This window comes from Sphingobacterium sp. UBA1897 (assembly GCF_002337775.1).
GTDB lineage: Bacteria > Bacteroidota > Bacteroidia > Sphingobacteriales > Sphingobacteriaceae > Sphingobacterium > Sphingobacterium siyangense.
This window is the reverse complement of record NZ_DDGR01000018.1, coordinates 1,373-27,081: the sequence shown is the minus strand read 5'-3', so window position 1 is coordinate 27,081 and position 25,709 is coordinate 1,373. Positions and strand designations below refer to the sequence as shown.

Annotated in this window: 22 protein-coding genes; 17 read left to right on the top strand and 5 right to left on the bottom strand. The window is 38.5% G+C overall.

From position 1 onward, the window contains the following. Positions 1-50: 50 nt before the first annotated feature. The gene (locus B4N43_RS08430; RefSeq protein WP_286734131.1) at positions 51-1,946 is read right to left on the bottom strand and encodes a hypothetical protein; all 1,896 of its coding nucleotides are present in this window, start codon (positions 1,944-1,946) and stop codon (positions 51-53) included. Between the two features lie 95 nt (positions 1,947-2,041). Between B4N43_RS08430 and B4N43_RS08425 the strand changes: the two genes are divergently transcribed. Then, the gene (locus tag B4N43_RS08425; RefSeq protein WP_286734129.1) at positions 2,042-3,079 is read left to right on the top strand and encodes a hypothetical protein; all 1,038 of its coding nucleotides are present in this window, start codon (positions 2,042-2,044) and stop codon (positions 3,077-3,079) included. Further along, positions 3,039-5,492 (top strand): hypothetical protein, encoded by a 2,454-nt coding sequence (locus tag B4N43_RS08420; RefSeq protein ID WP_286734127.1) that lies wholly within the window; start codon positions 3,039-3,041, stop codon positions 5,490-5,492. The genes B4N43_RS08425 and B4N43_RS08420 overlap by 41 nt, the downstream gene beginning before the upstream one ends. A gap of 89 nt (positions 5,493-5,581) precedes the next feature. On the opposite strand, the gene rsgA is transcribed toward B4N43_RS08420, so the two are convergent. Continuing rightward, entirely contained in the window at positions 5,582-6,502 is a 921-nt protein-coding gene (gene rsgA, locus B4N43_RS08415; protein WP_075994557.1) for a ribosome small subunit-dependent GTPase A, read from the bottom strand. A gap of 106 nt (positions 6,503-6,608) precedes the next feature. Between rsgA and polA the strand changes: the two genes are divergently transcribed. From polA to B4N43_RS08360, 11 genes are all read left to right on the top strand, one after another. Beyond that, positions 6,609-9,410 carry a DNA polymerase I gene (gene polA, locus B4N43_RS08410; protein WP_201666988.1) on the top strand — a complete coding sequence of 934 codons (2,802 nt, stop codon included), beginning with the start codon at positions 6,609-6,611 and terminating at the stop codon, positions 9,408-9,410. A 4-nt stretch (positions 9,411-9,414) separates the two neighbouring features. After that, a complete protein-coding gene (locus B4N43_RS08405) occupies positions 9,415-10,545 on the top strand; it encodes a toxin-antitoxin system YwqK family antitoxin (RefSeq protein ID WP_286734122.1) in 1,131 nt (376 codons plus the stop codon). Positions 10,546-10,569: 24 nt separating this feature from the next. Next, positions 10,570-11,223 (top strand): phosphatidylserine decarboxylase family protein, encoded by a 654-nt coding sequence (locus B4N43_RS08400; protein ID WP_286734120.1) that lies wholly within the window; start codon positions 10,570-10,572, stop codon positions 11,221-11,223. Positions 11,224-11,286: 63 nt separating this feature from the next. Continuing rightward, positions 11,287-12,324 (top strand): sensor histidine kinase, encoded by a 1,038-nt coding sequence (locus tag B4N43_RS08395; protein WP_286734119.1) that lies wholly within the window; start codon positions 11,287-11,289, stop codon positions 12,322-12,324. Between the two features lie 90 nt (positions 12,325-12,414). Then, positions 12,415-13,062 (top strand): DUF47 domain-containing protein, encoded by a 648-nt coding sequence (locus B4N43_RS08390; protein WP_046671637.1) that lies wholly within the window; start codon positions 12,415-12,417, stop codon positions 13,060-13,062. Between the two features lie 36 nt (positions 13,063-13,098). After that, positions 13,099-14,109, top strand: a complete 1,011-nt coding sequence (locus tag B4N43_RS08385) for an inorganic phosphate transporter (protein WP_046671636.1) — start codon at positions 13,099-13,101, stop codon at positions 14,107-14,109. 241 nt (positions 14,110-14,350) lie between these two features. Then, on the top strand, positions 14,351-15,739 hold the full coding sequence (locus tag B4N43_RS08380) for an OmpA family protein (protein WP_286734639.1): 1,389 nt from the start codon (positions 14,351-14,353) through the stop codon (positions 15,737-15,739). Between the two features lie 181 nt (positions 15,740-15,920). Further along, positions 15,921-17,333 carry a tetratricopeptide repeat protein gene (locus B4N43_RS08375; protein ID WP_286734118.1) on the top strand — a complete coding sequence of 471 codons (1,413 nt, stop codon included), beginning with the start codon at positions 15,921-15,923 and terminating at the stop codon, positions 17,331-17,333. A 98-nt stretch (positions 17,334-17,431) separates the two neighbouring features. After that, entirely contained in the window at positions 17,432-18,178 is a 747-nt protein-coding gene (locus B4N43_RS08370; protein WP_286734116.1) for a shikimate dehydrogenase family protein, read from the top strand. 44 nt (positions 18,179-18,222) lie between these two features. Further along, on the top strand, positions 18,223-18,864 hold the full coding sequence (locus tag B4N43_RS08365; protein ID WP_088163344.1) for an MBL fold metallo-hydrolase: 642 nt from the start codon (positions 18,223-18,225) through the stop codon (positions 18,862-18,864). Between the two features lie 5 nt (positions 18,865-18,869). Then, the gene (locus B4N43_RS08360) at positions 18,870-20,099 is read left to right on the top strand and encodes an FtsX-like permease family protein (RefSeq protein ID WP_286734112.1); all 1,230 of its coding nucleotides are present in this window, start codon (positions 18,870-18,872) and stop codon (positions 20,097-20,099) included. On the opposite strand, the gene B4N43_RS08355 is transcribed toward B4N43_RS08360, so the two are convergent. Both B4N43_RS08355 and B4N43_RS08350 read right to left on the bottom strand, forming a co-directional pair. Beyond that, positions 20,096-20,743: a hypothetical protein gene (locus tag B4N43_RS08355; RefSeq protein ID WP_286734109.1), complete on the bottom strand. Its 648-nt coding sequence runs from the start codon at positions 20,741-20,743 to the stop codon at positions 20,096-20,098. The two genes, B4N43_RS08360 and B4N43_RS08355, sit on opposite strands and share 4 nt — an antisense overlap. 58 nt (positions 20,744-20,801) lie before the next feature. Next, positions 20,802-21,077, bottom strand: coding sequence for a NifU family protein (locus B4N43_RS08350; protein WP_075990344.1), 276 nt, complete (start codon positions 21,075-21,077; stop codon positions 20,802-20,804). Between the two features lie 242 nt (positions 21,078-21,319). On the opposite strand from B4N43_RS08350, the gene B4N43_RS08345 reads away from it, so the two are divergent. The 3 genes from B4N43_RS08345 to coaBC are packed head-to-tail and all read left to right on the top strand — an operon-like array spanning position 21,320 to position 23,769. After that, a complete protein-coding gene (locus B4N43_RS08345) occupies positions 21,320-22,249 on the top strand; it encodes an outer membrane protein assembly factor BamD (RefSeq protein ID WP_075990345.1) in 930 nt (309 codons plus the stop codon). After that, positions 22,233-22,562 (top strand): DNA-directed RNA polymerase subunit omega, encoded by a 330-nt coding sequence (locus B4N43_RS08340; RefSeq protein WP_075990346.1) that lies wholly within the window; start codon positions 22,233-22,235, stop codon positions 22,560-22,562. Before B4N43_RS08345 ends, B4N43_RS08340 begins: the two co-directional genes overlap by 17 nt. Positions 22,563-22,572: 10 nt before the next feature. After that, positions 22,573-23,769: a bifunctional phosphopantothenoylcysteine decarboxylase/phosphopantothenate--cysteine ligase CoaBC gene (gene coaBC, locus B4N43_RS08335; RefSeq protein WP_286734106.1), complete on the top strand. Its 1,197-nt coding sequence runs from the start codon at positions 22,573-22,575 to the stop codon at positions 23,767-23,769. A gap of 46 nt (positions 23,770-23,815) precedes the next feature. On the opposite strand, the gene B4N43_RS08330 is transcribed toward coaBC, so the two are convergent. Continuing rightward, positions 23,816-25,183, bottom strand: coding sequence for a methyltransferase RsmF C-terminal domain-like protein (locus B4N43_RS08330; protein WP_286734103.1), 1,368 nt, complete (start codon positions 25,181-25,183; stop codon positions 23,816-23,818). A gap of 88 nt (positions 25,184-25,271) precedes the next feature. Between B4N43_RS08330 and B4N43_RS08325 the strand changes: the two genes are divergently transcribed. After that, the gene (locus tag B4N43_RS08325) at positions 25,272-25,658 is read left to right on the top strand and encodes an SRPBCC family protein (RefSeq protein ID WP_088163349.1); all 387 of its coding nucleotides are present in this window, start codon (positions 25,272-25,274) and stop codon (positions 25,656-25,658) included. Positions 25,659-25,709 lie beyond the last annotated feature (51 nt).

Genomic DNA, 25,709 nt, shown 5'->3' with positions numbered 1-25,709 from the left:
AAATAAGGGCAACGGCACCAAACGGGAACCTTTCCACGTGAAACGGCCCCTCAATTTCCCGTTCCTTCTTTCTCGAGTTCCTTTTCGGCTTTTTCACGGTCACGCTTCCTCTTCTCTTCAATCTTTGCCGCCTCTTTGGCCTCATCTTCTTTTTCTTCCTTCAGCAACTCCTCCGGAGTTTTGTGTTTCTTAAATATACTTGAAATCATTTTCTTGGCCTTGCTGATTCCCCCAACGACTTTTTCAACTTTTCCAGCCGTATTCATCAGTTTAGCCTCCCGTTCTGGACCAAGGCCGACACATTGTTTAATTCCAACCAACAAAGTCTGCCACATCGCTTTAAAAAACGGATGATTGGGATCCCGACGCTTGTTAATATGCCCCACCGTATATTTACCGTATAAATCCGGATTGCCCGGATTAAATAAAACCTGATTAATCATAAAAGACAGCAGCCCCTTCTTTTCTCGACGACCATCATCACCTGCCTCTGACAGGATATTAACTTTGAGGTCGTCATAATCCATTTTAAAGGTTCCTTTGCTACGGTAATCGTTAGCCCAAATGTCAAATGTAATCTGACTGAGATTGCCCGATTTAACTTCAACATTTAACAATGGACGGATCATTTTATTAACGACTGTTAGATCCATTTTCCCAAGTGTACCCTTATAGGTGTAGGCTCCAACTTTAGAGGTCATATCAAAAACAAAGTTGGTAGAAAGCTTACCAGCATTCATAAAATTGCTACTCAGATTTGCACGCATTAGCTTCTGTTTAAGCAATTTTGTCGAATCATTTGTCACATTCAATAGTGTTCCATAAGTGTGATCAAAAGTAATGGTTCCGATTTGACTATACTCATCACTCATTTCAGAATACGAAATTCCTATATTATCCAAGATCAATGAATCAATTCCCAGGCGTGTCGACATTTGCATTAACTTCATATGCGGAGCATTTCCAATCTGACTGGTTGGAGGGCTTTTATAATGCTTATCACTGTAAATCGAAAGTGAACCATTTTTTAAGCGTGCATTTTGTGCATATATTTTCTTATCCCGGGAAAGCTCGGCAAAATTGAATCCCGTCAAAAGAAGTGTGTCCATTTTCAGCACCATATAGCTTCCACCCTCTCCTTTCTTCCGGTAATAAGCCGCCTTATTCAGGGTCGGCTGATAAGCAACTTTAGTCAGCAGGACATTGCGGTTTTTACTATTGATTTTCAACTGATCAAAGTTTACTTTATAAAACCCATCCGGAGTTTTATAGGTAAAACCAGGCACCTCAATATCAATCATTTTCGTATGATAAAAGCGCTGCCTGTCGTGCTCAGAAGTTGAATCGATCAAAACATCATCTATCCGGACCTTGACCTTCTTGACCTCGAAATCTTGATAAACCCCTTTTTGGACTTGCGTATATCTAAAATCGATGTCATTCAAATTGACAGCCCGCACCTGAATTTTTTTCAGATTATCCTTTATTTTCTCATACAGTGGTTTTTTAGGTCCCCGACTCACCGTATCATTATAACGGTGTACCTCATTAATGACATGAATCGTTGGTCTTTCGACGGTGATATCATTCAGGAAAAGCTCCTTATCCATCAATACCCTTCGAATACCAAAGCTTTTTATTTTCAACCTATTGATGGAAATTTCGAAACGGTTATCTGGCGCTTTTTTGACCAGCTCCAACTTTTTATAGATGGAACTATCTGACACGAGATGCAGATTGTCTATTGTTATATTACCTAATAATAGGTTGACGTGGATATCGTCGTATTTAATAGTATACAAATTGTCCGTTGCTTGAGACACCAGCTGTTTGATTTTAGTATCTAAAAGAGGCTTCCATTTATTGCTAAAATACCAAATACCTCCAGCCAATGCCAATAGGATAAACGCTACAATACCAAGGATCCATTTGAAAATAGGCTTCATAAAGTCACAATCTCTTTGTAATTTCGTCTTTATTTTATTGAATAACAAACAAAATTAAGCCCATTTTGTTTGAATTACGACTAAATAAAGTGAATATGCTGCGTAAAACACAACTATTTTTATTTCTTGTACCGCTCTCTCTACTTTTTTTAAGTTCCTGCACCAAAATAAAGCATGAAACAGGCTTCTATTTTTGGAAGACAGTATTCCAGTTGGACACCGTAGAAAGCCGCTCTTTAAAGGAAATTGACGCGAAATCTATCTATGTCCGCATTATGGATATTGATTTCGATCCATCTGGTGTACAAGCCGTCCCTATTAGCCCCATTACATTTTCGCAACCTGTCCCCAAAGAACAGCAGTTGATTCCTGTAGTATTTGTCAATCAACGTATTTTTGTAGAAATGGATAGCCTGCAAATCAGAGGACTGGCAAATAAAATTGTTCCGTTTGTGACGGCTAAAATACAACAAGCAGGAAAGGAAAAATTTACCGAACTCCAACTGGACTGCGATTGGACAAAGACATCCCGTGATAAATTTTTCTACCTGCTCACCTATTTACAACAATTGCCGGCCTTAAAAGATGTTGTCGTGAGCTCTACTCTGCGGCTACACCAGGTCAAAAACACAGTCACCAGCGGAATTCCGCCTGTGAAAAAAGCGATGTTAATGTGTTACAACATGGGAAATCTCAGACAATTTGGCAATCAAAACTCCATTTTAAATCAACAGGACCTCAAGACCTATCTAAGCGGAACATTACGCAACTATCCCATGGAAATGGATATTGCATTACCGCTATTTCAGTGGTTTGTCGTTTTCAGAAATAATAATTACATCGGTATTTCAAAACATATCAATGAAGAAGATCTCAAAGACTCGTCATTGTTTACCCATAACCCCAATACGAACCTCTATATTTTAACGAAAGATCTCCCAAAAGCAAACCTTAAAAAGGGAGATGTTATACGTTTTGAATCCACAAATCAGGAGGAGCTCTTACAAACGGCAAAATTTTTGAAGGGAGAGCTGAAAGGAAAAGAACACCGGATTATTTTTTATCATTTAGATCAAGCTACACTAGCAAACCATGGCAATGCCGAATTACAAAAAATTATTGCTACTTTCTAGCACTACATTAGCTTTCTTCTTTGGGGAGATTGCAACCAATATCGCCTGTGGTCCTGAAGCGGATCCTTACGACAATCAAACGACATATTATCTCCCCAATCTGGAGGACAATGGATTTTCTGCCTTTCAATTTATCCCCTACCAATTTCTTTATACGGAAGAAGCTCCAGTCAAAGAAAGTTTAATCAATGCCGAAACCTGGGCTAAACACTTAGGTTCGCAGGTCAAGGTTAAGGATATCGAACAATTGATGTACAATAGCAACGATGCAACCGCTAATTTAGCGAGCAATCAACAAAAGTCGACTTGGACAAACCTTCCCGATTCCATTAGAGGAAATACGTTCCTAAGCACGTTGATTGACGGAAAACATGAAGCTGAACGCGCTTATTTTATGTTCACCAAAAAGCAGGAACCCATCACGAATATTCAACATAACTATTGGGATCCGGATACCCGAAATTTCAAAGAAATTACTCAATTTGCTGAGCTCGCTGAACTGCAGATCTCCAAATACCCAAAAAATAGCTTTCTCTATATCCGTTATGCTTATCAAGCCGCCCGTTTATATCTATTTGGACAGGAATACGCCAAGAGCATGACGATCTATGAAAAGTACCTGCAATCCGCTAAGGGAGATGAAGCCATCCTCAATTGGGCACTATCCAACTACGCTGGCGCTGTCCGCAAAAATGGCGATGCAGCAAGGGCAGCTTATCTCTTTTCCAAATTATTCACTGCCAGTCCAGAAAGGCGCATCCTCGCTTATGCTAATTTCCATTATATCACAGCCAGTGATGCTGAGATATTTCAATATGCAAAAAATGATGCAGATCGGTTCAATATCAATGCTATCATAGGCTTTGGCACAAGTGACTATGCCCTGAAATATCTGAGCGACTGCTATCAGCTCGATCCTGCCAACACCGTAAATGCCGTACTATTGGGACGCGAAGTCAATAAGATAGAAACAGAAATGAACGAGTCTTTTTACCTCAGTAGCGATAATTATAATTACTACAGTAAAAATGACGATAAAGGAAAGGTTAAACTACATCTGGATTCTCTTCGCAATTTTGCCCTAAAACTTTATCGCGACAAAAAATATGTTCAACCCCAATTGGGCCTTATTACTGCTGCCTACCTAAGCTGGATGAATAAGGAAAATACGTTAGCAAAAGAATACCTTTCCGAAATAAAAGATACTGACCTCAGTCCAAAATTGATTGATCAGCTTCAAATTACCCGATTGCTCACGCAATTAACTGACTGGCAAAGTAGTAAGCAACTAGATGAAGTTCAATTGACCAAAACGCTATCTTGGTTAGAAGAAAAAGCAAAACTTGATGGTAAAGAAGATATCCGCAAGCAAAATTGGGGATATAGTGCTTTTGAATATAGCAACTATAGCTTAATCTGCCGGAATATTCTACAAAATCTTGTCGTAAAACACTATTTGAATACACAAGATACCGCCATGGCTAGTTTAGCTGCTGTAAAGGCGGATGCCTTTTACAACTATGGCTTTGTGAAAGACTCGCTGGAAGATAATATGCAGTGGACAACAATGCACTTCTGGGAAAATAGCCTTACACCTAAAACGCTGTTAAAAATAAGAAATTTACTGTCGGATAATTCCCAACAGAATACCCTATCTAAATTCTTATTGAAGGATATCAAACATTTCAATAAAGATTATCTCACGGAATTACTGGGTACAACCTACCTGCGCGAGCTGGATTTCCAAAAAGCAGCAAAAACTTTAGCGGGACTTCCTAAAGACCATAAAATAAAAGAAATTAAAAACTGGTACGATGCGGATGATAGCGATATTACACCGAATCCATTTATTGTAACGATAAATGATTACCCCAAAAAATATGGTAAAGAATCCACCACTAAGCTAAAATATGCTGAACGCATGGCACGCCTGGAAAATGCCATAAAAACGGAAAAGAACAACCAGAAAAAAGCCGAGTATTATTTCCAAATGGCCACAGGTATCTATCAGACAAGTACCTATGGAAATGCTTGGTCCCTGGTGTCCTATGACTGGTCGTCCACAGACAACCACGCCGCTTCGACACTTCACTGGCAACGAAATTATCTACAGACAAAATCAGCAAAAGAATGGTACAGCAAAGCGCGTACGCTGAGCACAGACAAAGAGTTCAAAGCGAAATGTACCTTTATGCTTGCCAAATGCGAGCAGAAAGATTTTGTCTATACCAATGAATCGCGTTGGCAATACTATGACTCGCCATTAAAGAATCCTTTCTATCGTTTTTCGATGCAAAATAAATACTTCAAAGAATTGAGCACACAATATAAGGATACGCCTTTCTTTACAATCGCTTCGCGGGAGTGTACCTATCTCCGTGATTTTTTAAATTTAACACAAGCGATACATTAAGGGCTTCATCCTACCGCGCTTTACAAAAAATAGCGCCTTCCTGATGTAAGAAGGCGCTATTTTTTTATAAAGATTAAGATTTATATAGATTAAGATCTACTATCCTCATTATGATATATACTGAGGTAGCTATCGTAGCGCGAACTCTCAATAGAGCCTTCTTCCACAGCCTCCATAATGACACAACCGGGCTCATTGATATGCCTGCAATTATGAAATCGACATTGATTCATCAACGCGCGCATCTCTGGAAAAAAATGAGATAGCTCCTGTTTTTCTATATCGACAATTCCCAACTCACGAATACCAGGCGTATCAATTAGCTTCCCTCCAAAAGGGAGATCGAACATTTCAGCAAAAGTAGTTGTATGCTTTCCTTTGTCGGACCAATCGGAGATTTCACCAGTTTTCAACCCATATTCAGGGACGATTGCATTAATTAACGTTGATTTACCAACCCCGGAATGGCCTGATACCAAGGTTATTTTATCTTTAAGCAGTTGCTTGACAACGTCGATATTTGTACCGGTTAACGCAGAAACCTCGAAACAGGGGTAACCAATATGTTCATAAATAGCTTTATAGTCGGCCAATATCTCCAATCCTTCATCACTAAATAGATCCAATTTATTGAAAATAATTACGGCCGGAATTCCGTACGCCTCTGTTGTTACTAGAAAGCGATCGATAAAACCCAAAGAAGTTGGTGGTGAGGCAAGTGTCACCACTAAAAAAGCCTGATCCAAGTTTGCTCCGATAATTTGAGTTTGCTTGGACAGATTGACGGATTTTCGAATAATATAATTTCGACGAGGTTCCAGTTCGTGAATGACCGCACTTTCCTGATCAGGTTCCACATCAAAATGCACCCAATCACCCACAGCAACAGGATTAGTCGTTTTTATTCCTTTGGTACGAAACTTTCCTTTGATACGACAGTCGTATCTTTTATCATCTTCACCCAAAACTTGATACCAACTACCTGTCGATTTAGTTACCAGTCCTCTCATAAATCCTGTTGCATTAAATGTGTCATAGTACAAAAATCGGAAAAATTTATTAAACTTACCCTTTGATGAATTTCTTACCTTTGTAAGGAGACTAAAATTCAATTTTGTGAAAAAACTATTTCTTTTAGACGGAATGGCTCTCATATATAGAGCTTATTTTGCTTTGAGCAAAACTCCTCGAATTACCTCAACAGGATTAAATACAGGAGCAATCATGGGATTTACCAATACATTATTGGATGTATTGAAAAATCAGCAACCTTCCCACATAGCAGTAGTGTTCGACACAGCGGCACCTACCGCTCGACATATTGAATTTGAAGCTTATAAAGCACATCGGGAGAAAATGCCAGAGGACCTTGCTGCCTCTATCCCCTATATAAATCGGTTAATCGAGGGCTTCAATATCCCGATTATCACGATGGATGGATACGAAGCTGATGATATTATCGGAACACTTGCAAAAAAGGCCGAGAAACAGGACTTTCAAATCTATTGCATGACACCCGATAAAGATTTTGGGCAACTTGTGTCTGAAAATATCTTTATCTACAAACCTGCCCGCATGGGTAATGGAGCAGAAGTACAAGGTGTCAAAGAGATTCTTGAAAAATGGGAAGTCTCTGATGTTTGCCAGGTCATCGATATCCTCGGTCTTTGGGGCGATGCCGTGGACAATATCCCTGGTATACCTGGTATTGGAGAGAAAACAGCAAAAAAACTTGTTCAGGAATACGGATCTGTCGAAGGCATTATCGCTAACGCGGACCAACTCAAAGGAAAAATGCGTGAAAACGTAGAGAATTTTGCAGAACAAGGGCTCATCTCCAAAAAATTAGCCACTATTTTATTGGATGTACCAATTGAACTCGATGAAAAATCGCTAGAACTGGAAGATCCGAACAAAGAAATCCTTGAACCGCTATTTGCTGAATTAGAATTCCGAACACTTGGAAAACGAGTTTTCGGCGAAGATTTCTCCGTCCTTGACAAGAGCAGCCCTACAAATGGACAAATGGATCTATTTTCGACAACAACAACGACAATTACCACGACCGAAATTGTTACCGAAGTTAGCGTCGAAAATGCAGCAATAAATAACATCCATAATACCGCACATGAGTATGTTTTGGTTGATACAAACGAAAAACAAGTAGCGCTCGCTCAACAGCTTGCTTCTTTGGATAGTTTTTGTTTTGACACAGAAACAACAGGATTGGATGCAAACCTTGCCGACATTGTGGGCTTATCATTTTCTTTTGAGAACGCAAAAGCATATTATGTTCCTACACCTGCCGATCGGGAGAGTGCTCAGGCTATAGTCGATATTTTCAAGGGGGCTTTAGAAAACCCAAACATTGAAAAAATAGGACAAAACATCAAATACGATATTTTGTTATTAGCACGCTATGGTGTAAAAGTACAAGGCACCCTTTTTGACACCATGCTTGCACATTATCTGATTGATCCAGATACCCGTCACGGAATGGATGTACTCGCAGAAAATTACCTAAATTACAGCCCGGTATCAATCACCGAACTTATCGGTGAAAAGGGAAAGAAGCAAGGGAATATGCGCGACGTTGAAGTCGAAAAAATAAAAGAATATGCCGCTGAAGATGCAGACATCACACTACAGCTAAAAAATATATTTCAACCTCTTCTTGTCGAGACCAACACTATGCAGCTCGCTCAGGATGTGGAATTCCCATTAGTATATATACTCGCCGAAATTGAACGAAACGGTGTAAAAATTGATGTTCCGGCACTTGAAGAATTTTCAAAAACACTGGAGCAGGACATTAAAAATCTCGAGGAAGCTATCTTTGAGAAAGCAGGTGTAAATTTCAATATTGCATCCCCTAAACAATTGGGTGAAGTCTTATTCGACAAACTGCAACTGGATCCTAAAGCTAAAAAAACAAAAACGGGACAATATAAAACAGGTGAAGATGTGTTATTAGCTTTGGCCCATAAATCCGATATCGTCCAAGATATTTTAAACTTTAGGCAAATGCAAAAACTCAAATCAACCTATGTTGATGCACTACCTGAGTTGATAAATCCCGAAACAGGGCTCATTCATACGTCCTACAATCAAGCGGTTGCCGCAACAGGCCGTCTGAGCTCAACGAATCCGAACTTGCAGAATATCCCGATCCGTACCGAACGGGGGAGAGAAGTCAGAAAAGCCTTTATCCCAAGATCTGAAGACAATGTGATCCTCTCAGCCGATTATTCGCAGATTGAACTTCGCCTAATTGCAGAGCTAAGTAAAGATCAAAATATGATGGAAGCATTTAGCCAAGGTCATGATATCCACCGAGCAACAGCCGCGAAAGTATACAATATGGATTTTGATGCTGTTACTTCTGAACAACGTCGCAACGCGAAAGCAGTTAACTTCGGCATTATATATGGTCAGTCGGCGTTTGGCCTTTCTCAAAATCTTGGCATATCACGTAAGGAAGCATCCGATATCATCAATGAATATTTTAACCAATATACAGGGATAAAAAAATACATGAGTGATGCCGTCGAGTTTGCAAAAGAGAATGGTTACGTTGAAACAATTTTAAAACGGAGACGTTATCTGAGAGATATCAATTCCGCAAACATGACTGTTCGCGGATTCGCAGAAAGAAATGCTATCAACGCTCCGATCCAAGGATCAGCAGCAGATTTAATCAAACTTGCCATGATCGCCATTCAAAAGGAAATTGAGCAGCGAGGTTTATCCGGCAAAATGATCATGCAGGTGCATGATGAATTGGTTTTTGACGTACCTAAAGACGAGATAGAGGTATTCAAAAAAATCATTTTGGATAAAATGTCCAATGCTATAAAAACGAGTGTTCCTTTGATCGTAGAAATTGGAGAAGGCAAAAATTGGCTAGAAGCACATTAAAGTTATGATTAGAAAACTCATCCATATCTTATTATTATTGTGTGTCTGTAGCTTTACAAAGCTACATGCACAAGATGACAAACCTGTATTCTATGAAAAACTAGACCAGGGATTGATTCGCTTTTATTTTGACAAATATTATTATTTAGTTTCAAAAGAATGTGAGTTTAAAACGATCGAACGTGTGAGCAAATTTGATTTTGCAAAGCAAGTTTTTGATGGAGAGTTCCGCGATTTTGCGCCAAATGGATCGAGAATACTCATTGGTTCCTATAAAGATGGTAAAAAAGAAGGCTTATTCCAAGCCTTTCATCCGAATGGAGTGCTAAAATGGGAAGTAAATTTTCAAAACAACCATCCAACCGGTGATTGGAAATATTACTACCCGGATGGAAAACCCTTATTAACCATTACATATAATGAGCAAGGCTATTTTATCAAAGATTACTGGGACAACAGAGGCAAACAGGAGGTGATAGACGGCGAAGGCAACTATGAATTTTCTATTCCTTTTGAAGGTTTTACGGAGTTCGGTTTTGATTTCTACCTACGCAAAGGGAAGGTAAAAAACGGTAGACCGCAGGGAAATTGGAATACATATTTCTACAATGTAGGTCAGCAAGCAGTTTACGCCATGACGCAACGCTTTGCAAATGGTGTACTCACAACGACCTATGACGACAATGGAGATCTAAATAATGAGGATTTCATGTCGCTAAGTATCCTCCCTTACGACTATTTTATACGAGCGGAACTATTTAACGGTAAGTCCTGCAGCTTTGATGATTATTCCAATTTTTATGCATTCCTAACCAAACGTTTTAACGACAATCTCAATAAAACCGGGTTAGACATCACCAAACAGGTTAACTTTTCTTACTTAGTGGAAGTAAAGAAAAGCGGAATGGCTAATCTAAAAAGCCTCAAGTTAATATCAGATTCCGGCGACGAGCCATTCGATGGCATTTTGAGCCGTATTGCGAGAAGTGTTGACTTCTATTTCCCTACATATAAAGACAATCAGCCTCAAGACGACCTTATCAGAGTATCTGGCGGAATCACACAGGGCAATGACGGAAAAATCTATACCCATTCAATTAAAATCGAAAGACAAATAGACAATTCGAGTAAATAATTATCTTTGCAGAAATAAATAGATATGAAATTTCATAAAGAAGGATATACCACATTAGCGATCGCTGTACTTTTTATCTTCATCATCAATGCCGTTGCGGATTATTATGACGCTCCGCAATACACTAAATGGCTTATTTATGCGCTCTCAGCATTCCTATTCATTACAGTTGTTCAGTTTTTCAGAAGTCCCAAAAAAGTGGTTAACCCGCAGGATGGTGTGATTCTTTGTCCAGCCGATGGAAAAGTTGTTGTTATCGAAGAAACTGAGGAAAATGAGTATTTCCATGATAAGCGGATACAGGTGTCGATATTTATGTCTCCTGTCAATGTGCATGTCAACAGAAACCCAATCAGTGGTTTAGTCACGTTCTTTAAATACCATCCTGGCAAATTTCTAGTGGCTTGGCACCCCAAATCATCTACCGATAACGAAAGAACAACAGTCGTTGTCAAAGATAAGGCTGGACGGGAAGTTCTTTTCCGCCAGATTGCAGGAGCATTAGCGCGCCGCATTGTATGGTATGTAAAAGAAAAAGACGAAGTCGTGCAAGGCAATGAGTTTGGTTTTATCAAATTCGGCTCCCGCGTAGATTTGTTTCTTCCTTTAGGGACTGAAATCAATGTTAACATTGGTGATAAGGTTACTGGAGCAAAAACGATTATCGGAAAATTTTAACAATTTATTAATATCATTATAAGTAACTTAGGCTCCAAATCAGGGGCCTTTTTTATTCTGCAAATGAATTTTAGACAATTACTATTGGCAAACTCCGCAACTGTCGGTATTGCAATATCCACGATCAGCTTTTATTATAAACATGACCTACAGACAGCGTTGATCATTTTCTTTGTTGCTGTGGTAACGAGTTTCCTCCTATTTAACTATCTATTTGAAAAATACATATATCGTAGACTCAATACGATGTATAAATTAATTCATAACCTTAAACTCGGCAAGGATCTTAAGGATGCTATCGGAGAACATGTCAGTGAGGATCCGATTACGGATGCTGAAAACGAAGTCAAAGCATGGGCAAAAGATAAAAAAAACGAGATAGAGCAGTTAAAATCACAAGAAAAATTCCGAAGAGAATTTTTATCCAACATTTCTCATGAATTCAAAACGCCGTTATTTGCTACCCAAGGTTACATTGAGACCCTGCAAGATGGCCTGATTGAAGAAGACATGGAAATGGCCAAGAATTTCTTAGATAAGGCTGCCCGGAATCTAGACCGGCTAAATTACCTGATTCAGGATCTTGATGAAATATCCAAACTGGAATCCGGAAAAATGGTCCTGAATATAGAAAAATTCGATATCGTCGACCTCATTAAAGACACCACCTACTCTCTTGAAGACAAAGCTAAACAACACAATATCAAAATAGAATTCAAACCCAAAGCGGGTACACCCCATTGGGTTAAAGCTGACCGCAATAAAATTCATCAGGTATTATACAACCTGATAGACAATTCCCTAAAGTATGGAAAAGAGGGCGGGACAACTAAAATTAAGATTTTCCCACTGTTTGAACAGGTTCTTATCGAAATTACAGACGACGGTTATGGCATCGAAGAAAAAAATCTAAGCCGTGTATTCGAGCGCTTTTTTCGAACTGATAAGAGCCGATCACGCGATATTGGAGGATCAGGATTAGGATTGGCTATCGTAAAGCACATTGTCGAAGCACATCAGCAAAACGTAAATGTGCGTAGTACAGAAGGGATTGGAACAACATTTGGCTTTACTTTACAAAAAGTTCAGTCCGGTAATTAAACAATTGATGACACTTTTGTGTTTAAACAAAATCAATGTTAACATTAACTTAACATTAAGGTATTATTTTTGCAAAAATAAATTTAAGATATGTCTTTAAATAGCATTTTTCAATACTTCGTTCCAAAGGATAAAAAATTCTTCCCTTTGTTTGAACAAGCCGGCAACAACTTGATCGAGATGTCAAAGTTGTTAAAAGATATTGTTAACTCAAGCAACCCTGAAAAGAAAAAGGAATTAACACGCAAAGTGGAAGATTTGGAACATAGAGGCGACAACATCACGCATCAAATTCATTTGGAGCTGGGAAAGAACTTTATCACTCCTTTTGACCGCGAAGATATACACTCTTTGGCAAGCTCATTGGACGATGTCGCAGATTTTATCCATGGAGCCGCCAATAGAATGGACCTTTACAAGGTTGAAAAGGCCACCGAGCCAATGATTGAAATTGCTGACTTACTAGTCGAAGCTACAGAACATGTATCAAAAGCTATTCATGAGCTTAGAGATTTGAAAAATATCCGCAATATTACGGATTCATGTGTTCGCATCAATAGCGTAGAAAACAAAGCGGATTATATTTTCGATAAAGCTGTAGCTGACCTTTTTGAATTTGAAAAAGATGCAATTTCATTAATTAAACACAAGGAAGTGTTATCTGCAATGGAAGATGCAACCGATAAATGTGAGGATGTTGCTAACGTATTAGAAAGCATTCTGGTTAAAAACGCATAATCATTCGATTTAAGTGCACAAAAATTCTACGAGATTATGATGTCAACATTACTCGTTGTTGTAATTGTCCTTGCGATTGCTTTTGACTACATCAATGGATTCCATGATGCAGCCAATTCTATTGCGACAGTTGTATCAACAAAAGTTTTAACGCCAGCAATGGCCGTTTTATGGGCTGCGATATTCAACTTTGCAGCTTACTTCTACTTTACAGATCATAAAGTAGCCAATACCATTGCAAAAACAGTATTGGAAGAATACATTACATTAGAAGTTATTTTCGCAGGGTTACTTGCAGCAATCGGTTGGAACTTATTTACCTGGTACTATGGCGTACCATCCAGTTCATCCCATACACTTATTGGAGGTTTTGCAGGATCGGGTATGGCATACGCTTTCATCCTTGGCGCAGATCCTATTCACGCTATCAATATTGATGCTACTTTAAAGATTATTGCATTTATCGTACTTGCCCCTATCATAGGTATGACGATATCGGTTATCATCACATTGATTGTAATCAATCTGGCGAAAAATTCCCGCCCAAGTGTTGCCGAAAAATGGTTCAAGATATTGCAACTTGTTTCCTCGGCCGCCTTGAGCTTTGCACATGGAGGTAATGATGCACAGAAAGTGATGGGAATTATCCTTGTCGCTATGGTAGCTGGTGGTTATGTCCCAACGACTGAACACATGCCAGAGTGGATTCCATTGACTTGTTACGCAGCAATCGCTGCCGGAACAATGAGCGGTGGATGGAAAATTGTAAAAACAATGGGAACCAAGATTACAAAAGTAACACCCTTGGAAGGTGTTTGTGCTGAATCTGCAGGAGCTGTCACCTTGGGTATCACAGAACATTTTGGAATACCAGCTTCAACAACGCATACCATTACAGGTGCAATCATCGGTGTTGGTGTTGTCAAACGTGTCTCAGCAGTACGTTGGGGGGTAACAATCAGCTTGTTATGGGCTTGGATATTGACAATTCCAGTTTCAGCTTTGTTGGGCGCATTGTCGTTATTGGTCGTACATTATTTGCTTTAGAAAAAAAATACTTAATTTTTTTCTTAAACCTATTGAAACAAAACAAAAATTTGCTACTTTCGTAGCGGATTTTTGTTTTGTTGTTTCACATTAAATACTTAATTTAGTACAAAATATAGCAAAAACAAAATTTTAACATAATTTTAAGACTTTGGCACGGCAATTGTACTGTTCCATGTGTTAATACAATGAATTAAGTTTGAAAACAATTAAAATTAATAATAACCTTAAAAACAAGAGTATGAACTATTCTACAATTAAAAAAACAGCTGTTGCTGCTACATTAGTTGCCGCTTTAGGTTTCGCTGGTACAGCACAAGCTCAACAAGTATTCGGTGGTAGATCACAATACAGAACTTGGTCTATCGGAGTTCAAGGTGGTATCACTACACCTAATACAATTCTTCCAGGATCAAATGCTTTTGGACAAAAAGTTGGTTACTTCCAAAATAAAGTAGGTGAGTACTATGGTTTAACAGTACGTAAACAATTTTCTCACACTTTTGGTTTAGAATTAGAAGCAAACCGTGGTAAGATCAAAACTTACAATCACGATCAATCTGGACCTATTGCAGAAAATTCTTTGGGTGCAAAATCAGTACAAACTGACGTAAACTGGGCAGCTAGCTTGAACGGTGTATTCCAATTGGGTACTATTGATTTCTTGAGAAGAGAAAATGCAGTTAACTTCTACGCTAAAGTAGGTTTAGGAGTATTAGCAAATAATCCTATTCAATTTGCTAATAATGACTTCACAGGTACAGAAGTATACAATGTCGCGAACAATCCTGATGGTCAGAAATGGGGATCAAGTATTTTTGGAGATCGCGAACGCAAAGGTGACCGCGATAACAAATTAACAGCTTTCGTTCCAGTAGGTGTTGGTGCTAAATTTAAATTATCTGAAGTAGTTGCGTTGAACTTAGGTTACACGATGAACTTCACTGATGATAACTTATTGTATGGTCCAGCTCGTACTGATTACAAAGGTAAATTCTCTACAGTTATGGCTGGTTTAGAATTCACTTTAGGTTCGAAAGACAAACAAAACTTGACTTTTGCTAACCCAGTTGCGACATTGTACGATGAGTTGAAAGATCCTTCATTGAGAAACGAAGTTGAAGCTTTAAAACAACGTGTAAGCACTTTAGAAGGTACTGTTAACACATTAAGCGCTGACGCTGATGGTGATGGTGTATCTGATAAATTTGACAAATGTCCTGGTACTCCAGCTGGTACTCCAGTAGATGGTTCAGGATGTCCAATCAAATTCCCAGAGCCAGTTGTTAACAACGTTACTTCTAACGGTTACTACGCTCCAATTCAATTCGAATTTGATAGCTCAGTATTGAAAACTTCATCTTACTCTACGTTAGACAAATTGGCTAAAGAATTACGTGATAACAATTCATCTGTACAATTAGATGGTTATGCATCTGCTGAAGGTTCTGAAGCTTATAACGTGACTTTATCTAAAGACCGTGCGAACTCTGTAAAACAATATTTAGTAAACGCTGGTGTTTCTTCATCAAGCATCACTGCTAACGGTTACGGAGAGAAAAACCCAGTTGCATCTAATGCTACTGAAGAAGGTCGTGTTCAAAACCGTCGTGTTGAGATCAAAAAATAATCGTATATAACTTATACCATTATATTAGAAGCCGGCTTTAAAGCCGGCTTTTTTATTTTACCCGTATTTATCCTTAACTTTGTGGAGGATATCCGATTTGTGGAAAATTAGTTCGAACAAATTAGATAAGAAATTAGTATTTTGAATTAAAGAACAGAATACTGGTTTTAAACTTTTGAGAATGGAAGAGGATTTTGAATTTGAAAACCCCGAAGAAAGAAAAATCTCGGTGGACAGATATGAGGAAATGCTTCGAAACGAGGATCAGTATTTTTTTGACTCCAAGGCTTTTGAAGGAATTATTGATTACTACGCTGAAAAAAATGACCCTGTTAAGGCCCTACAGGTTACCGAATTTGCGATCAGCCAACACCCTTTTGATATTACCTTTTTATTGAAACAGGCACAACTGTTTTCAACGATTCAACAATATCAGAATGCACTTGCGGCACTTGATAAAGCGGAATTATTGGAAGCTTCAGAAGGAGACATCTTCTTAATCCGTGGTGGCATATTAGGTAGTATCGGCCAGTTTGATAATGCTTTGGAACAGCTCTTCAAAGCACTTCCGCTATTAGATAATAAAGATGAAGTTTACTTCCATATTGCGATGATCTTTCAAGCGCAAATGAATTATGAAAAAGCAATAATTTATCTAAAGAAAGCACTTGAGCTCAATATGGATTACCAAGAAGCACTCTATGAATTGGCCTATTGTTATGATATATTGGATAGACAGGAAGAAAGTATCTCCTTTTATAAGAAGTACATTGATTCAGACCCATACTCCTACTATGCTTGGTATAATCTAGGAAATTCTTACCATAAAATAAGTCGGTTTGAGGAAGCTCTGGATGCTTATGACTATGCTATATTAATTAAAGAAGACTTTTCTTCAGCTTATTTCAATAAGGGGAACGCTCTTGTTAATCTAGATCGCTATCAGGAAGCATTGGACGTATACAAACAAACATTTGAATATGAGCAACCAAGTGCTGATACCTATTGTGCGATTGGCGAATGTTATGAGAAACTTGAGCAGATGGAGGAAGCCCGCAATTATTATAAAAAGGCAGTCAAATTAGATGCGGAGCTTGCTGATGCCTGGTTCGGTATTGGGGTCACCTTAGATTTCGAAGAGCGTTATTTTGAATCTCTTCATTTCTATAAAAAAGCATTGGAGCTGGAAGATACAAACCCCGATTACTGGTTTGCGATTGCCGATGCCCGATACAAACTACAACAAATAGATCTTGCAGAAGAAGCCTATAAAAAGGTAGTCGCTTTGAACCCAACAGATATAGATGCGTGGCTCGATTATTCCTCCATTCTATTTGAACAAAGTAAAATTGAAGAAGCCATTGATGTAATATCCGATGCCATCACACAAAATCCAAATGCTGCAGAGCTGTACTATCGTGTGGTTGCTTATCTATTTGCCAATGGACAATACAATGAAGCGCTGAACTTTTTAGAGCTTGGTCTGGCGACGGATCCCGATAAGCATCATATTCTTTTTGATTACCTTCCACAGCTACAAGGGAATCAGATTATTACTGAAATTGTAAAAAAATATACAAAGCCGAAAGATTAAACATACAATAGGCGCCACATCCGGTCGTTGCCACGCAATGACCGGGTACTAAAATGAAGATATATTCCTTTCCCCAAAACGTACTTTTCGCAATTCAAATGAAAAAATTAGGCTTAATAGGATACCCATTAGGGCATTCTTTTTCAAAAAAATATTATTTAGAAAAATTTCATCAAGAACATATTACCGATGTGGATTACGATTTATATCCACTTGCTCAAATAGCCGATTTTACAACGATTGCTTCCAATAAAGATTTCTATGGTGTTAATGTGACCATTCCCTATAAGATAGAGGTTATGGATTACTTGGACGAGCTCTCAGAAGAAGCTCGTGCAATACAAGCTGTAAACTGCATTCGAATCAGCCACTCATCAGATGGCACAACACATCTAAAAGGCTACAATACTGATGCCTACGGTTTTGAGGAATCGCTTAGGCCGCTACTGAATCCCCTGGCGGATAAGAAAGCTTTGATTTTAGGTAATGGAGGTGCTGCAAAGGCTGTCATTTATGCCCTGAATCAACTTGGAATAATGCATACTTTAGTAAGCAGAACCAAACAGGCAGACCAGCTCACTTATAATGACCTTAATGCTGCGATCCTAGTTGACCATACAGTGATTATAAACTGTTCACCGGTTGGTACATTCCCCAATACGGCAGAATATCCGAAAATTCCTTACGAATTCTTAACTGAGAACCACCTCTGTTATGATCTCATTTACAATCCAGAGGAAACAGCATTTCTTCGAAAAAGCAAAGAAAAAGGCGCCAGAACGAAAAACGGATATGAAATGCTGGTTCTACAAGCAGAAAAAAACTGGGAAATCTGGAATAGTTGAGCTTTCAATAGTAAGAAATCAATAAAAACTGTAATTTTACCATTATGCTTACGATAAAGACATTCACTTTCAATCCATATCAGGAAAATACTTACCTACTCTATAACGAGTCAGGAAATGCCATTATTATTGATCCAGGGATGTATGGCGAGCAAGATCAGCAAGAACTATTAGCTTTCATCGCAAACAATAATCTCAAGCCGACACTCCTATTAAATACACATTGCCATATTGACCATGTTTTGGGGAATAGTTTTGTCCATGAGAAATTTGGCTTGCTCCCACAATTCCACGAAGGTGAAGTACCAATTTTAGTAGCGGTTCAGAATTACGCTCCTCAAATGGGCATCCGATATGACATCTCACCAATTGGAGAAACATTTCTAAATGAGAATGATACCATTTATTTGGATAATGATGAGCTAAAGGTCATTCTTGCACCTGGACATTCCCCTGCACATATCTGCTTTTATTCAGCTAATCAAAAATTCTTGATCGGAGGAGATGTCCTATTTCGCAATAGCGTTGGCCGTACTGATCTTCCTGGGGGAAATCATCAGCAGCTTTTGGATAGCATAAAAACAAAACTTTATACCTTGCCCGACGACACGATCGTCTATCCTGGGCATGGGCCATCGACAACGATTGGCTTTGAAAAAAATTCTAATCCATTTATCCGAGGATAAAAGTCATGAATCTGCCATTTCTATTTGCAAAAAGATATCTGTTTTCTAAGAAATCAGTTAACGCCATTAATATCATCTCTTCTATTAGTGTAATTGGCGTAATGGTAAGTAGTGCTGCTTTAATCATTTTGCTATCTTCATTCAATGGAATGGAACAGCTGATACTATCTATGTACAGTAAGTTTGCTCCTGAACTGAAGATTGAACCCAAGAAAGGAAAACTCTTTGACAGTAAACAGGCTGTCTTCAGTGAATTACGAAAAGATTCCAATGTGGTTCATTACACGGAGGTTCTACAAGAGAAAGTATTACTGCAATATTCAAATAGACAATTTATTGCAAATATAAAAGGCGTCGAACCTCAATCGCTAAGTAAAAAGGCCGGAGACAGTATCCTCGTAGATGGTCAGTACGAACTTACTCATGATTCTACTAACCTCGCAATTATAGGGGCAAGCGTACAGGCAAATCTGGCAATTCCTATGCAGAACTCTGTGGAACAAATTCAAGTGTATTCTCCGAGAAAGGGAGTAAAGAATTCTTCCAATCCTGCAGAAGAATTCAACATACGATCCATAGCTCCGGGAGGAGTATTGCGCTATCAACAAGATTTTGACAATTTGATTATTACACCAATTTCATTTGCTAAAGAGGTTCTCGGAGAATATGAGCGCGTTTCATCGATCGAGTTTTACCTAAAAGATGGTGTGGATGTTAATTCATTTGAGCAAGCAGTACAGAAGAAAATAGGACCGGATTACATTGTAAAGAATAGGGAAAAACAAAACCCTACCTTATATAAAAATGTACGTGTTGAACGCTGGGTTGTCTTCTTTATACTGACCTTGATCAGTGTGATTGCAATCTTTAATATTGTAGGTTCCATAACCATGCTTGTACTAGACAAACAAAAGGATATGACGATACTGAAAGGTCTCGGTGGGTCGAATGATCTAATTCAACGTATCTTCTTTTATGAAGGCCTTATGATCGCCATTATTGGCTGTGTATTGGGCCTATTGATTGGCGGCATATTCAACTATATCCAGTCAGCCTATGGAATCATTCGTGTAGAAGATGGAGCAAATACAATTATTGACAGCTATCCTATGGTAAGTAAGTGGAGTGACTACATTTTGGTGTTCATAACCGTGACTAGCATCTCTGGTCTGGTTTCCTATTTCTCAGCAAAGCTAAGTGTCAGAGAATTAAATAAATTAAAGGCAACTGATTAATAACTTGAGCTTTTTCGGCTCTGGCTACCTTTTGTAATCTGTTGAATTAAACTGCCCCATGCAAAAGGATTTAACAATGGATTAGCATAACGTTGGTTGATGACTTTATTATTCATCGTATTAAAGCTTTGCGCATTGTTAATTGAACGCATTTCATTTCCGTCACGTGGTATTACAGCTGCCATTGCCGCTAATGACTCATAAGACAAGGACCTCCTAACTCTCACGATGTTATCTTCAGAAACGTCTAGATTCATAAATGCAATGTTAAATTCTTCGATACTTGCCCATGGATAAGGTGTTACCATCGGGAGTTCCGTAACCAGATTTTGCATAATGATATTTGCGGTATATTTATCTCCAGGAACATCAGGAATAGTGACAACTAAAGGATCAAAACCGACGGAAGTAAAACGAATGGTATCTCCTACGTGTGCTACAAAAGAGAAATAGCCCTCGTTATTTGCCGCAAATGCTTCATTCCTGAAAGATAAATTAGTGACGGTCGCATAACCTACAGGAAGTCTAGACCCAACCGTTGTTACGATACCGGAGTACTGAACAATCTTCCTTTCCTGAGCATGTAAAGCAAAGGAACAAAAAGATAGGAATACAGCAAATAATATAGAAACCAGCAACTTCATGGAACAAATTTAAACAAAAGTAGCCGAACTAGCCGTTAAATTGTGTTAAGTAGAAAAACTAATTAACAGGGGGTAAAGTTGCTTCTGGGGAATCGGGATCTGTTAAATTAATAGCCTCCACTGCTGTAATTTCAGGAACAGCTTTCTTAATTGCCTGTTCTAAACCAGCTTTAAAGGTCATAATGCTCATTGAACATGAAGCACATGCTCCCAATAATTTTAAACGCACGACATTATCCGCTGTAATCTCTTCAACACTCACATTTCCGCCATCAGTCTCCAAATATGGTCTCAAGGTATCTAATGCTTGCTCAACTTTTTCTTTTAAAGTCATACTCTTAATGCTATTCAATGATTGTAATATGTAAAGATAATCAAATATTTTAAAATGTGTATTTTTAGGCCTCGCTACCAATGGAAAAACAACAAGTATATGACAATATATCTTCTTCATAGCTCTAATCGAGTTAAAGAATGTTAATAAGAAATGTTGTTTTTGCGATCAAATAATTATTAAACTATATTGCGCAGTAAAATTTAATTGATTAGTATAACAAATTCACTTATCTTTGTAAAATGTTTTTAAATAGGCGTATAGCGGCTATCTGTGCCGGCATGATGTTTCTATTGGTATTTACTGGTTGTAAAAGTAAATTTGAGAAATTGCGCGCAAGCAATAACATCGCTCAAAAGTACGAAGAGGCCGTAAAACTTTATGAGAAAAAGAAATATACAAAGGCGTTAGTTTTGTTTGATGACTTGCGGACCAAATTCCGTGGACAAGCTGAAGCAGAAAATATTTACTATTATTTGGCATTTGCCAACTACCGGCTGAAAGATTATACATCTGCGGCATTTCACTTTAAGGATTTTGCAGATGTTTATCCAAACAGTGCAAGAGCAGAAGAATGTAGATTTATGCATGCCTATTGCTATTACTTGGATTCTCCGAGATCAACGTTGGATCAAGCGAATACAAAAAAAGCAATTGATGCATTACAGCTCTTTGTCAATCTCTATCCCGAATCGGAACGGTCCAAAGAAGCCGCAGATCTTATTCAGAAATTAAGAGATAAGCTTGAGCTTAAAGCATTTGCTAATGCAAGACTGTACTATGACATGGGGCTGACGGATGATTACAGGGCAGCTGTCATCGCATTACAGAATGTATTAAAAGAATACCCTGATACAAAATACGCGGAAGAGATTGAGTTTTTAACGTTAAAAGCACAATACATCTATGCGTCCAAAAGTTTCTTCCTGAAACAAGAAAGTAGATTTGATGATGCCTTGGACTATTATCGTAGCTTCGCAAGTAATTTTCCGAATAGCAAACATATGAAAGAGGCAGAATCCCTTCGTGAAAATTCTGAAAAAGGGATTAAAACCGCCCTCTCTCAAGTGAAGGATTATAATAAAGCCGTTGCAGAGCAGGAAGTATATATCAAAGAACAAAAGGCGAAAAAAGAAAAAGAAAATACCCAAAAAGATGAGTCAAAAAAATAACAATTCAATTCCAAACTCTACAGTTACACGTGACTTGAGACAATTGGACAAAGGCACAGACAATCTCTATGAATCTATTGTAGTTATTTCTAAACGCGCGAACCAAATTGCAGTAGACATTAAAGAAGAATTGAACGGAAAACTTGCGGAATTTGCAAGTAACAACGATAACTTGGAAGAGGTATTCGAAAACCGTGAGCAAATTGAGATTTCAAAACATTACGAGCGTATGCCAAAGCCTACTTTGGTTGCTATTGATGAATTTTTACACGATAAAGTCTACTACAGAAATCCTTCAAAAGAGCAGGACTAATCCTTAAACAATGGCTTTAGCTGGGAAAAATATTGTAATTGCTGTATGCGGCAGTATTGCCGCATACAAGATTGCATCCCTCATCCGCCTTTTAGTAAAAGCAGATGCCCGAGTTAACGTAGTCATGTCAAAAGAAGCGACAGCCTTTATTACTCCGCTTACGCTTTCCACTCTTTCCAAAAATCCTGTTTTAATTGATTATTATCAGCCGAATACCGGGGAATGGAATAATCATGTCGAAATTGCCTTAAATGCGGATTACATTTTAGTCGCTCCCGCAACGGCAAATACACTGGCCAAAATGGCCAATGGATTTTGTGACAACCTCCTAACTGCCGTGTATCTATCAGCGAAATGTCCGGTGCTATTCGCTCCAGCAATGGATTTAGATATGTGGAAACACCCGTCCACACAATCCAATATCAATAAGCTTAGTTCTTATGGCAATATCCTAATTCCTCCAGGAAAAGGGGAATTGGCTAGTGGCCTAGTGGGTGAGGGACGTTTGGCGGAACCAGAAGAAATACTGGATTTCTTAGTTAAATTTTCGGAAAAAGGACTACCCTTAGCAGGAAAGAAAGCGTTAGTATCTGCAGGTCCTACTTATGAAGCTATAGACCCAGTCCGATTCATTGGCAATCATTCAAGTGGAAAAATGGGCTATGCTATCGCCACACAACTTGAAGAACTTGGCGCAGACGTCACGCTAGTATCAGGCCCCAGCGCCCTTAAACTACCCAAAGGCGTCGATACCATTTCAGTAACCTCGGCAGCTGAGATGTTACATGCCTGTGAAGAACATTTTGAAGCCGCAGATATTGTTGTGATGAGTGCTGCTGTGGCAGACTACACACCAGTTGAAGTCGCTAGCCAAAAAATAAAAAAGAAAGAAAACGAATTCTCCATTGTGCTGAAAAAAACGGCAGATATTCTGGCTACTTTAGGGGCTAAAAAGAAAGAAAAGCAATTACTCGTTGGGTTTGCATTGGAAACCAATAATGAGCTCGAAAATGCAAAAGACAAATTGATTCGAAAAAACCTGGATTTTATCGTACTCAATTCCATGCAGGATAAAGGGGCCGGCTTCGCAACAGATACCAATAAAGTTACTATAATCGATCGGGCTGGAAATACCCATGAGTTTAGCCTAAAATCGAAAGAAGAAGTTGCTAAAGATATCTGTTCAATTATCGTAAGCCTTTCCTGAGCACAACTTTTATAAACACATTCTCCGTGTTCAATGCCGCTATATTTTACAAATTTACAATCCTCAATTCCTTTGGATAATAGTTATTGATTCGGTTGGTCAATACCTTTATCCAGCCCAAAGGTTTACCTTCAAAACTTGCTATTGTCCATCCTTGAAGACTTTGGCCAATCGTATCCACAGTTATATTTTCCTTTCTAAGGTAATTACGGGCATCTTCAAGCGACAATTCTACCGATTGAAAGTCTTTGGTCAAATGATTACTCAAGGCCAGTGCATGGCTTGGTATTAGCTCCTTTCTATTAAGCTTGCCGACATTGGTTCCCGCATTCTTAAGATAGAGCACATTTTGTAGATACTTTAGATCATCCTCATACATTTTTGGGAAAACATATACATCCTCATGATGAAGGAAAGTATGAAAACTAGTACTATCCGAAATCCAGCTATCTAAAATTCCTTTGGGTACATCTGATTTCTCCGGTTTAATTCGTTTTCTATTGAATGTTTCCTGTTCACCAACCTTCTTAAGGACAGCAATAAAAAAGCCCTCTCCACCTAATTTATGCGGGTAAAATCGATAACCGTGTGCACGATGCTTATTAGAACTTGTATGATCAATTCCCCAATGCTTTTCAATAACGATTTCAACAGATTCAAAATCGCCGCTATCCAATAGCCAATCGACAATATCTTCATTCTCTTCCGGCGAATAAGAACAGGTTGAATAAAACAAATATCCGCCCTTATTTAAAGCACTCAAGCTTTCAACCAAAATCCGTTGTTGTCTTTCGCTACAAAGCTTAACATTAGCTTCGGACCATTCATCGATGGCATCGGCATCTTTTCTAAACATTCCAGATCCAGAACATGGCGCATCAACAACCATCAAATCGAAGTATCCAGGAAGACGATTAAACGCTGCAGGATCATTATTTGTAGTTACTGTGTTCGCATTTCCCCATTTCATTAAGTTATCTTGTAGGATTGTAACTCTCGTTTTGATAATTTCATTTGCAACCAAGAGTGATTCCGGATGTAAACTACTGTTTAATAAGGTAGACTTTCCTCCGGGGGCGGCACATAGATCCAACGCCCGAATACTCCCCTCATGTAACTTCAAACTTCGAATGATATGATCAATGAACATGGACGAAGCATCTTGTGGATAATATGCTCCAGCATGAAATAATGGATCTAATGTAAACACTGGACGATCCTGAAGATAATAAGCCACATTACACCAGGGAACTTGCCCTGCATTAGGAAACGGACAATCTTCTAATTTATTAGGGTTTAGGCGTATTGCTGTCGCCCGAATACCTTCCTCATGTATCTTAATAAATGCATCAGTATCAAATAACGGATTCACTCCTAACTTTTTCACTAAAGAATTTGGCAGAAAATTACTCATATTGTCCCAATAGTTTGCGATAAAATTAAGATAAATAAAAATGAAGTCAAAATAAGTGGTAAATTACAAGAAAGAGTAACTTTGTACCATGAAAGAATTCAAGAAATATGCTATTATTCCTGCAACTCCAGAGGAGCTGTATCTTGCATTAACGACCGAAATTACCGCTCGTCTTTGGACAGGGGACCTTGTGTCTATAGACCCTACTGTCAATGGGGAATTCTCTTTGTGGGATGGTGCTATAACTGGCCGATTCTTGGAACTGGAACCTTCGACAAAAATTGTACAAGAATGGTATTTCGGTGAAACAGACAGCCCTTCTATCGTTACATTAAAGCTGCATGAACATAAAAAAGGAACATCCTTGGAGATTAGGCAGACAAATATACCGGATGAAGACTTTGAAAATATCTCGGATGGATGGGAAGATCCTTATATCTCCTCGTTGATCGACTTTTATACAGAAGAAGATTAAAGTCTATTATCTCAGAATTCCTTTTTGATGATATATTAGCTTATTGGCGTC

Bases quoted from the DNA above. Each gene is read 5' to 3' on its own strand.
- B4N43_RS08430 (WP_286734131.1), bottom strand. From the start codon at position 1,946: ATGAAGCCTATTTTCAAATGGATCCTTGGTATTGTAGCGTTTATCCTA.
- B4N43_RS08425 (WP_286734129.1), top strand. From the start codon at position 2,042: ATGCTGCGTAAAACACAACTATTTTTATTTCTTGTACCGCTCTCTCTA.
- B4N43_RS08420 (WP_286734127.1), top strand. From the start codon at position 3,039: ATGGCAATGCCGAATTACAAAAAATTATTGCTACTTTCTAGCACTACA.
- rsgA (WP_075994557.1), bottom strand. From the start codon at position 6,502: ATGAGAGGACTGGTAACTAAATCGACAGGTAGTTGGTATCAAGTTTTG.
- B4N43_RS08405 (WP_286734122.1), top strand. From the start codon at position 9,415: ATGATTAGAAAACTCATCCATATCTTATTATTATTGTGTGTCTGTAGC.
- B4N43_RS08400 (WP_286734120.1), top strand. From the start codon at position 10,570: ATGAAATTTCATAAAGAAGGATATACCACATTAGCGATCGCTGTACTT.
- B4N43_RS08395 (WP_286734119.1), top strand. From the start codon at position 11,287: ATGAATTTTAGACAATTACTATTGGCAAACTCCGCAACTGTCGGTATT.
- B4N43_RS08390 (WP_046671637.1), top strand. From the start codon at position 12,415: ATGTCTTTAAATAGCATTTTTCAATACTTCGTTCCAAAGGATAAAAAA.
- B4N43_RS08385 (WP_046671636.1), top strand. From the start codon at position 13,099: ATGATGTCAACATTACTCGTTGTTGTAATTGTCCTTGCGATTGCTTTT.
- B4N43_RS08380 (WP_286734639.1), top strand. From the start codon at position 14,351: ATGAACTATTCTACAATTAAAAAAACAGCTGTTGCTGCTACATTAGTT.
- B4N43_RS08375 (WP_286734118.1), top strand. From the start codon at position 15,921: ATGGAAGAGGATTTTGAATTTGAAAACCCCGAAGAAAGAAAAATCTCG.
- B4N43_RS08370 (WP_286734116.1), top strand. From the start codon at position 17,432: ATGAAAAAATTAGGCTTAATAGGATACCCATTAGGGCATTCTTTTTCA.
- B4N43_RS08365 (WP_088163344.1), top strand. From the start codon at position 18,223: ATGCTTACGATAAAGACATTCACTTTCAATCCATATCAGGAAAATACT.
- B4N43_RS08360 (WP_286734112.1), top strand. From the start codon at position 18,870: ATGAATCTGCCATTTCTATTTGCAAAAAGATATCTGTTTTCTAAGAAA.
- B4N43_RS08355 (WP_286734109.1), bottom strand. From the start codon at position 20,743: ATGAAGTTGCTGGTTTCTATATTATTTGCTGTATTCCTATCTTTTTGT.
- B4N43_RS08350 (WP_075990344.1), bottom strand. From the start codon at position 21,077: ATGACTTTAAAAGAAAAAGTTGAGCAAGCATTAGATACCTTGAGACCA.
- B4N43_RS08345 (WP_075990345.1), top strand. From the start codon at position 21,320: ATGTTTTTAAATAGGCGTATAGCGGCTATCTGTGCCGGCATGATGTTT.
- B4N43_RS08340 (WP_075990346.1), top strand. From the start codon at position 22,233: ATGAGTCAAAAAAATAACAATTCAATTCCAAACTCTACAGTTACACGT.
- coaBC (WP_286734106.1), top strand. From the start codon at position 22,573: ATGGCTTTAGCTGGGAAAAATATTGTAATTGCTGTATGCGGCAGTATT.
- B4N43_RS08330 (WP_286734103.1), bottom strand. From the start codon at position 25,183: ATGAGTAATTTTCTGCCAAATTCTTTAGTGAAAAAGTTAGGAGTGAAT.
- B4N43_RS08325 (WP_088163349.1), top strand. From the start codon at position 25,272: ATGAAAGAATTCAAGAAATATGCTATTATTCCTGCAACTCCAGAGGAG.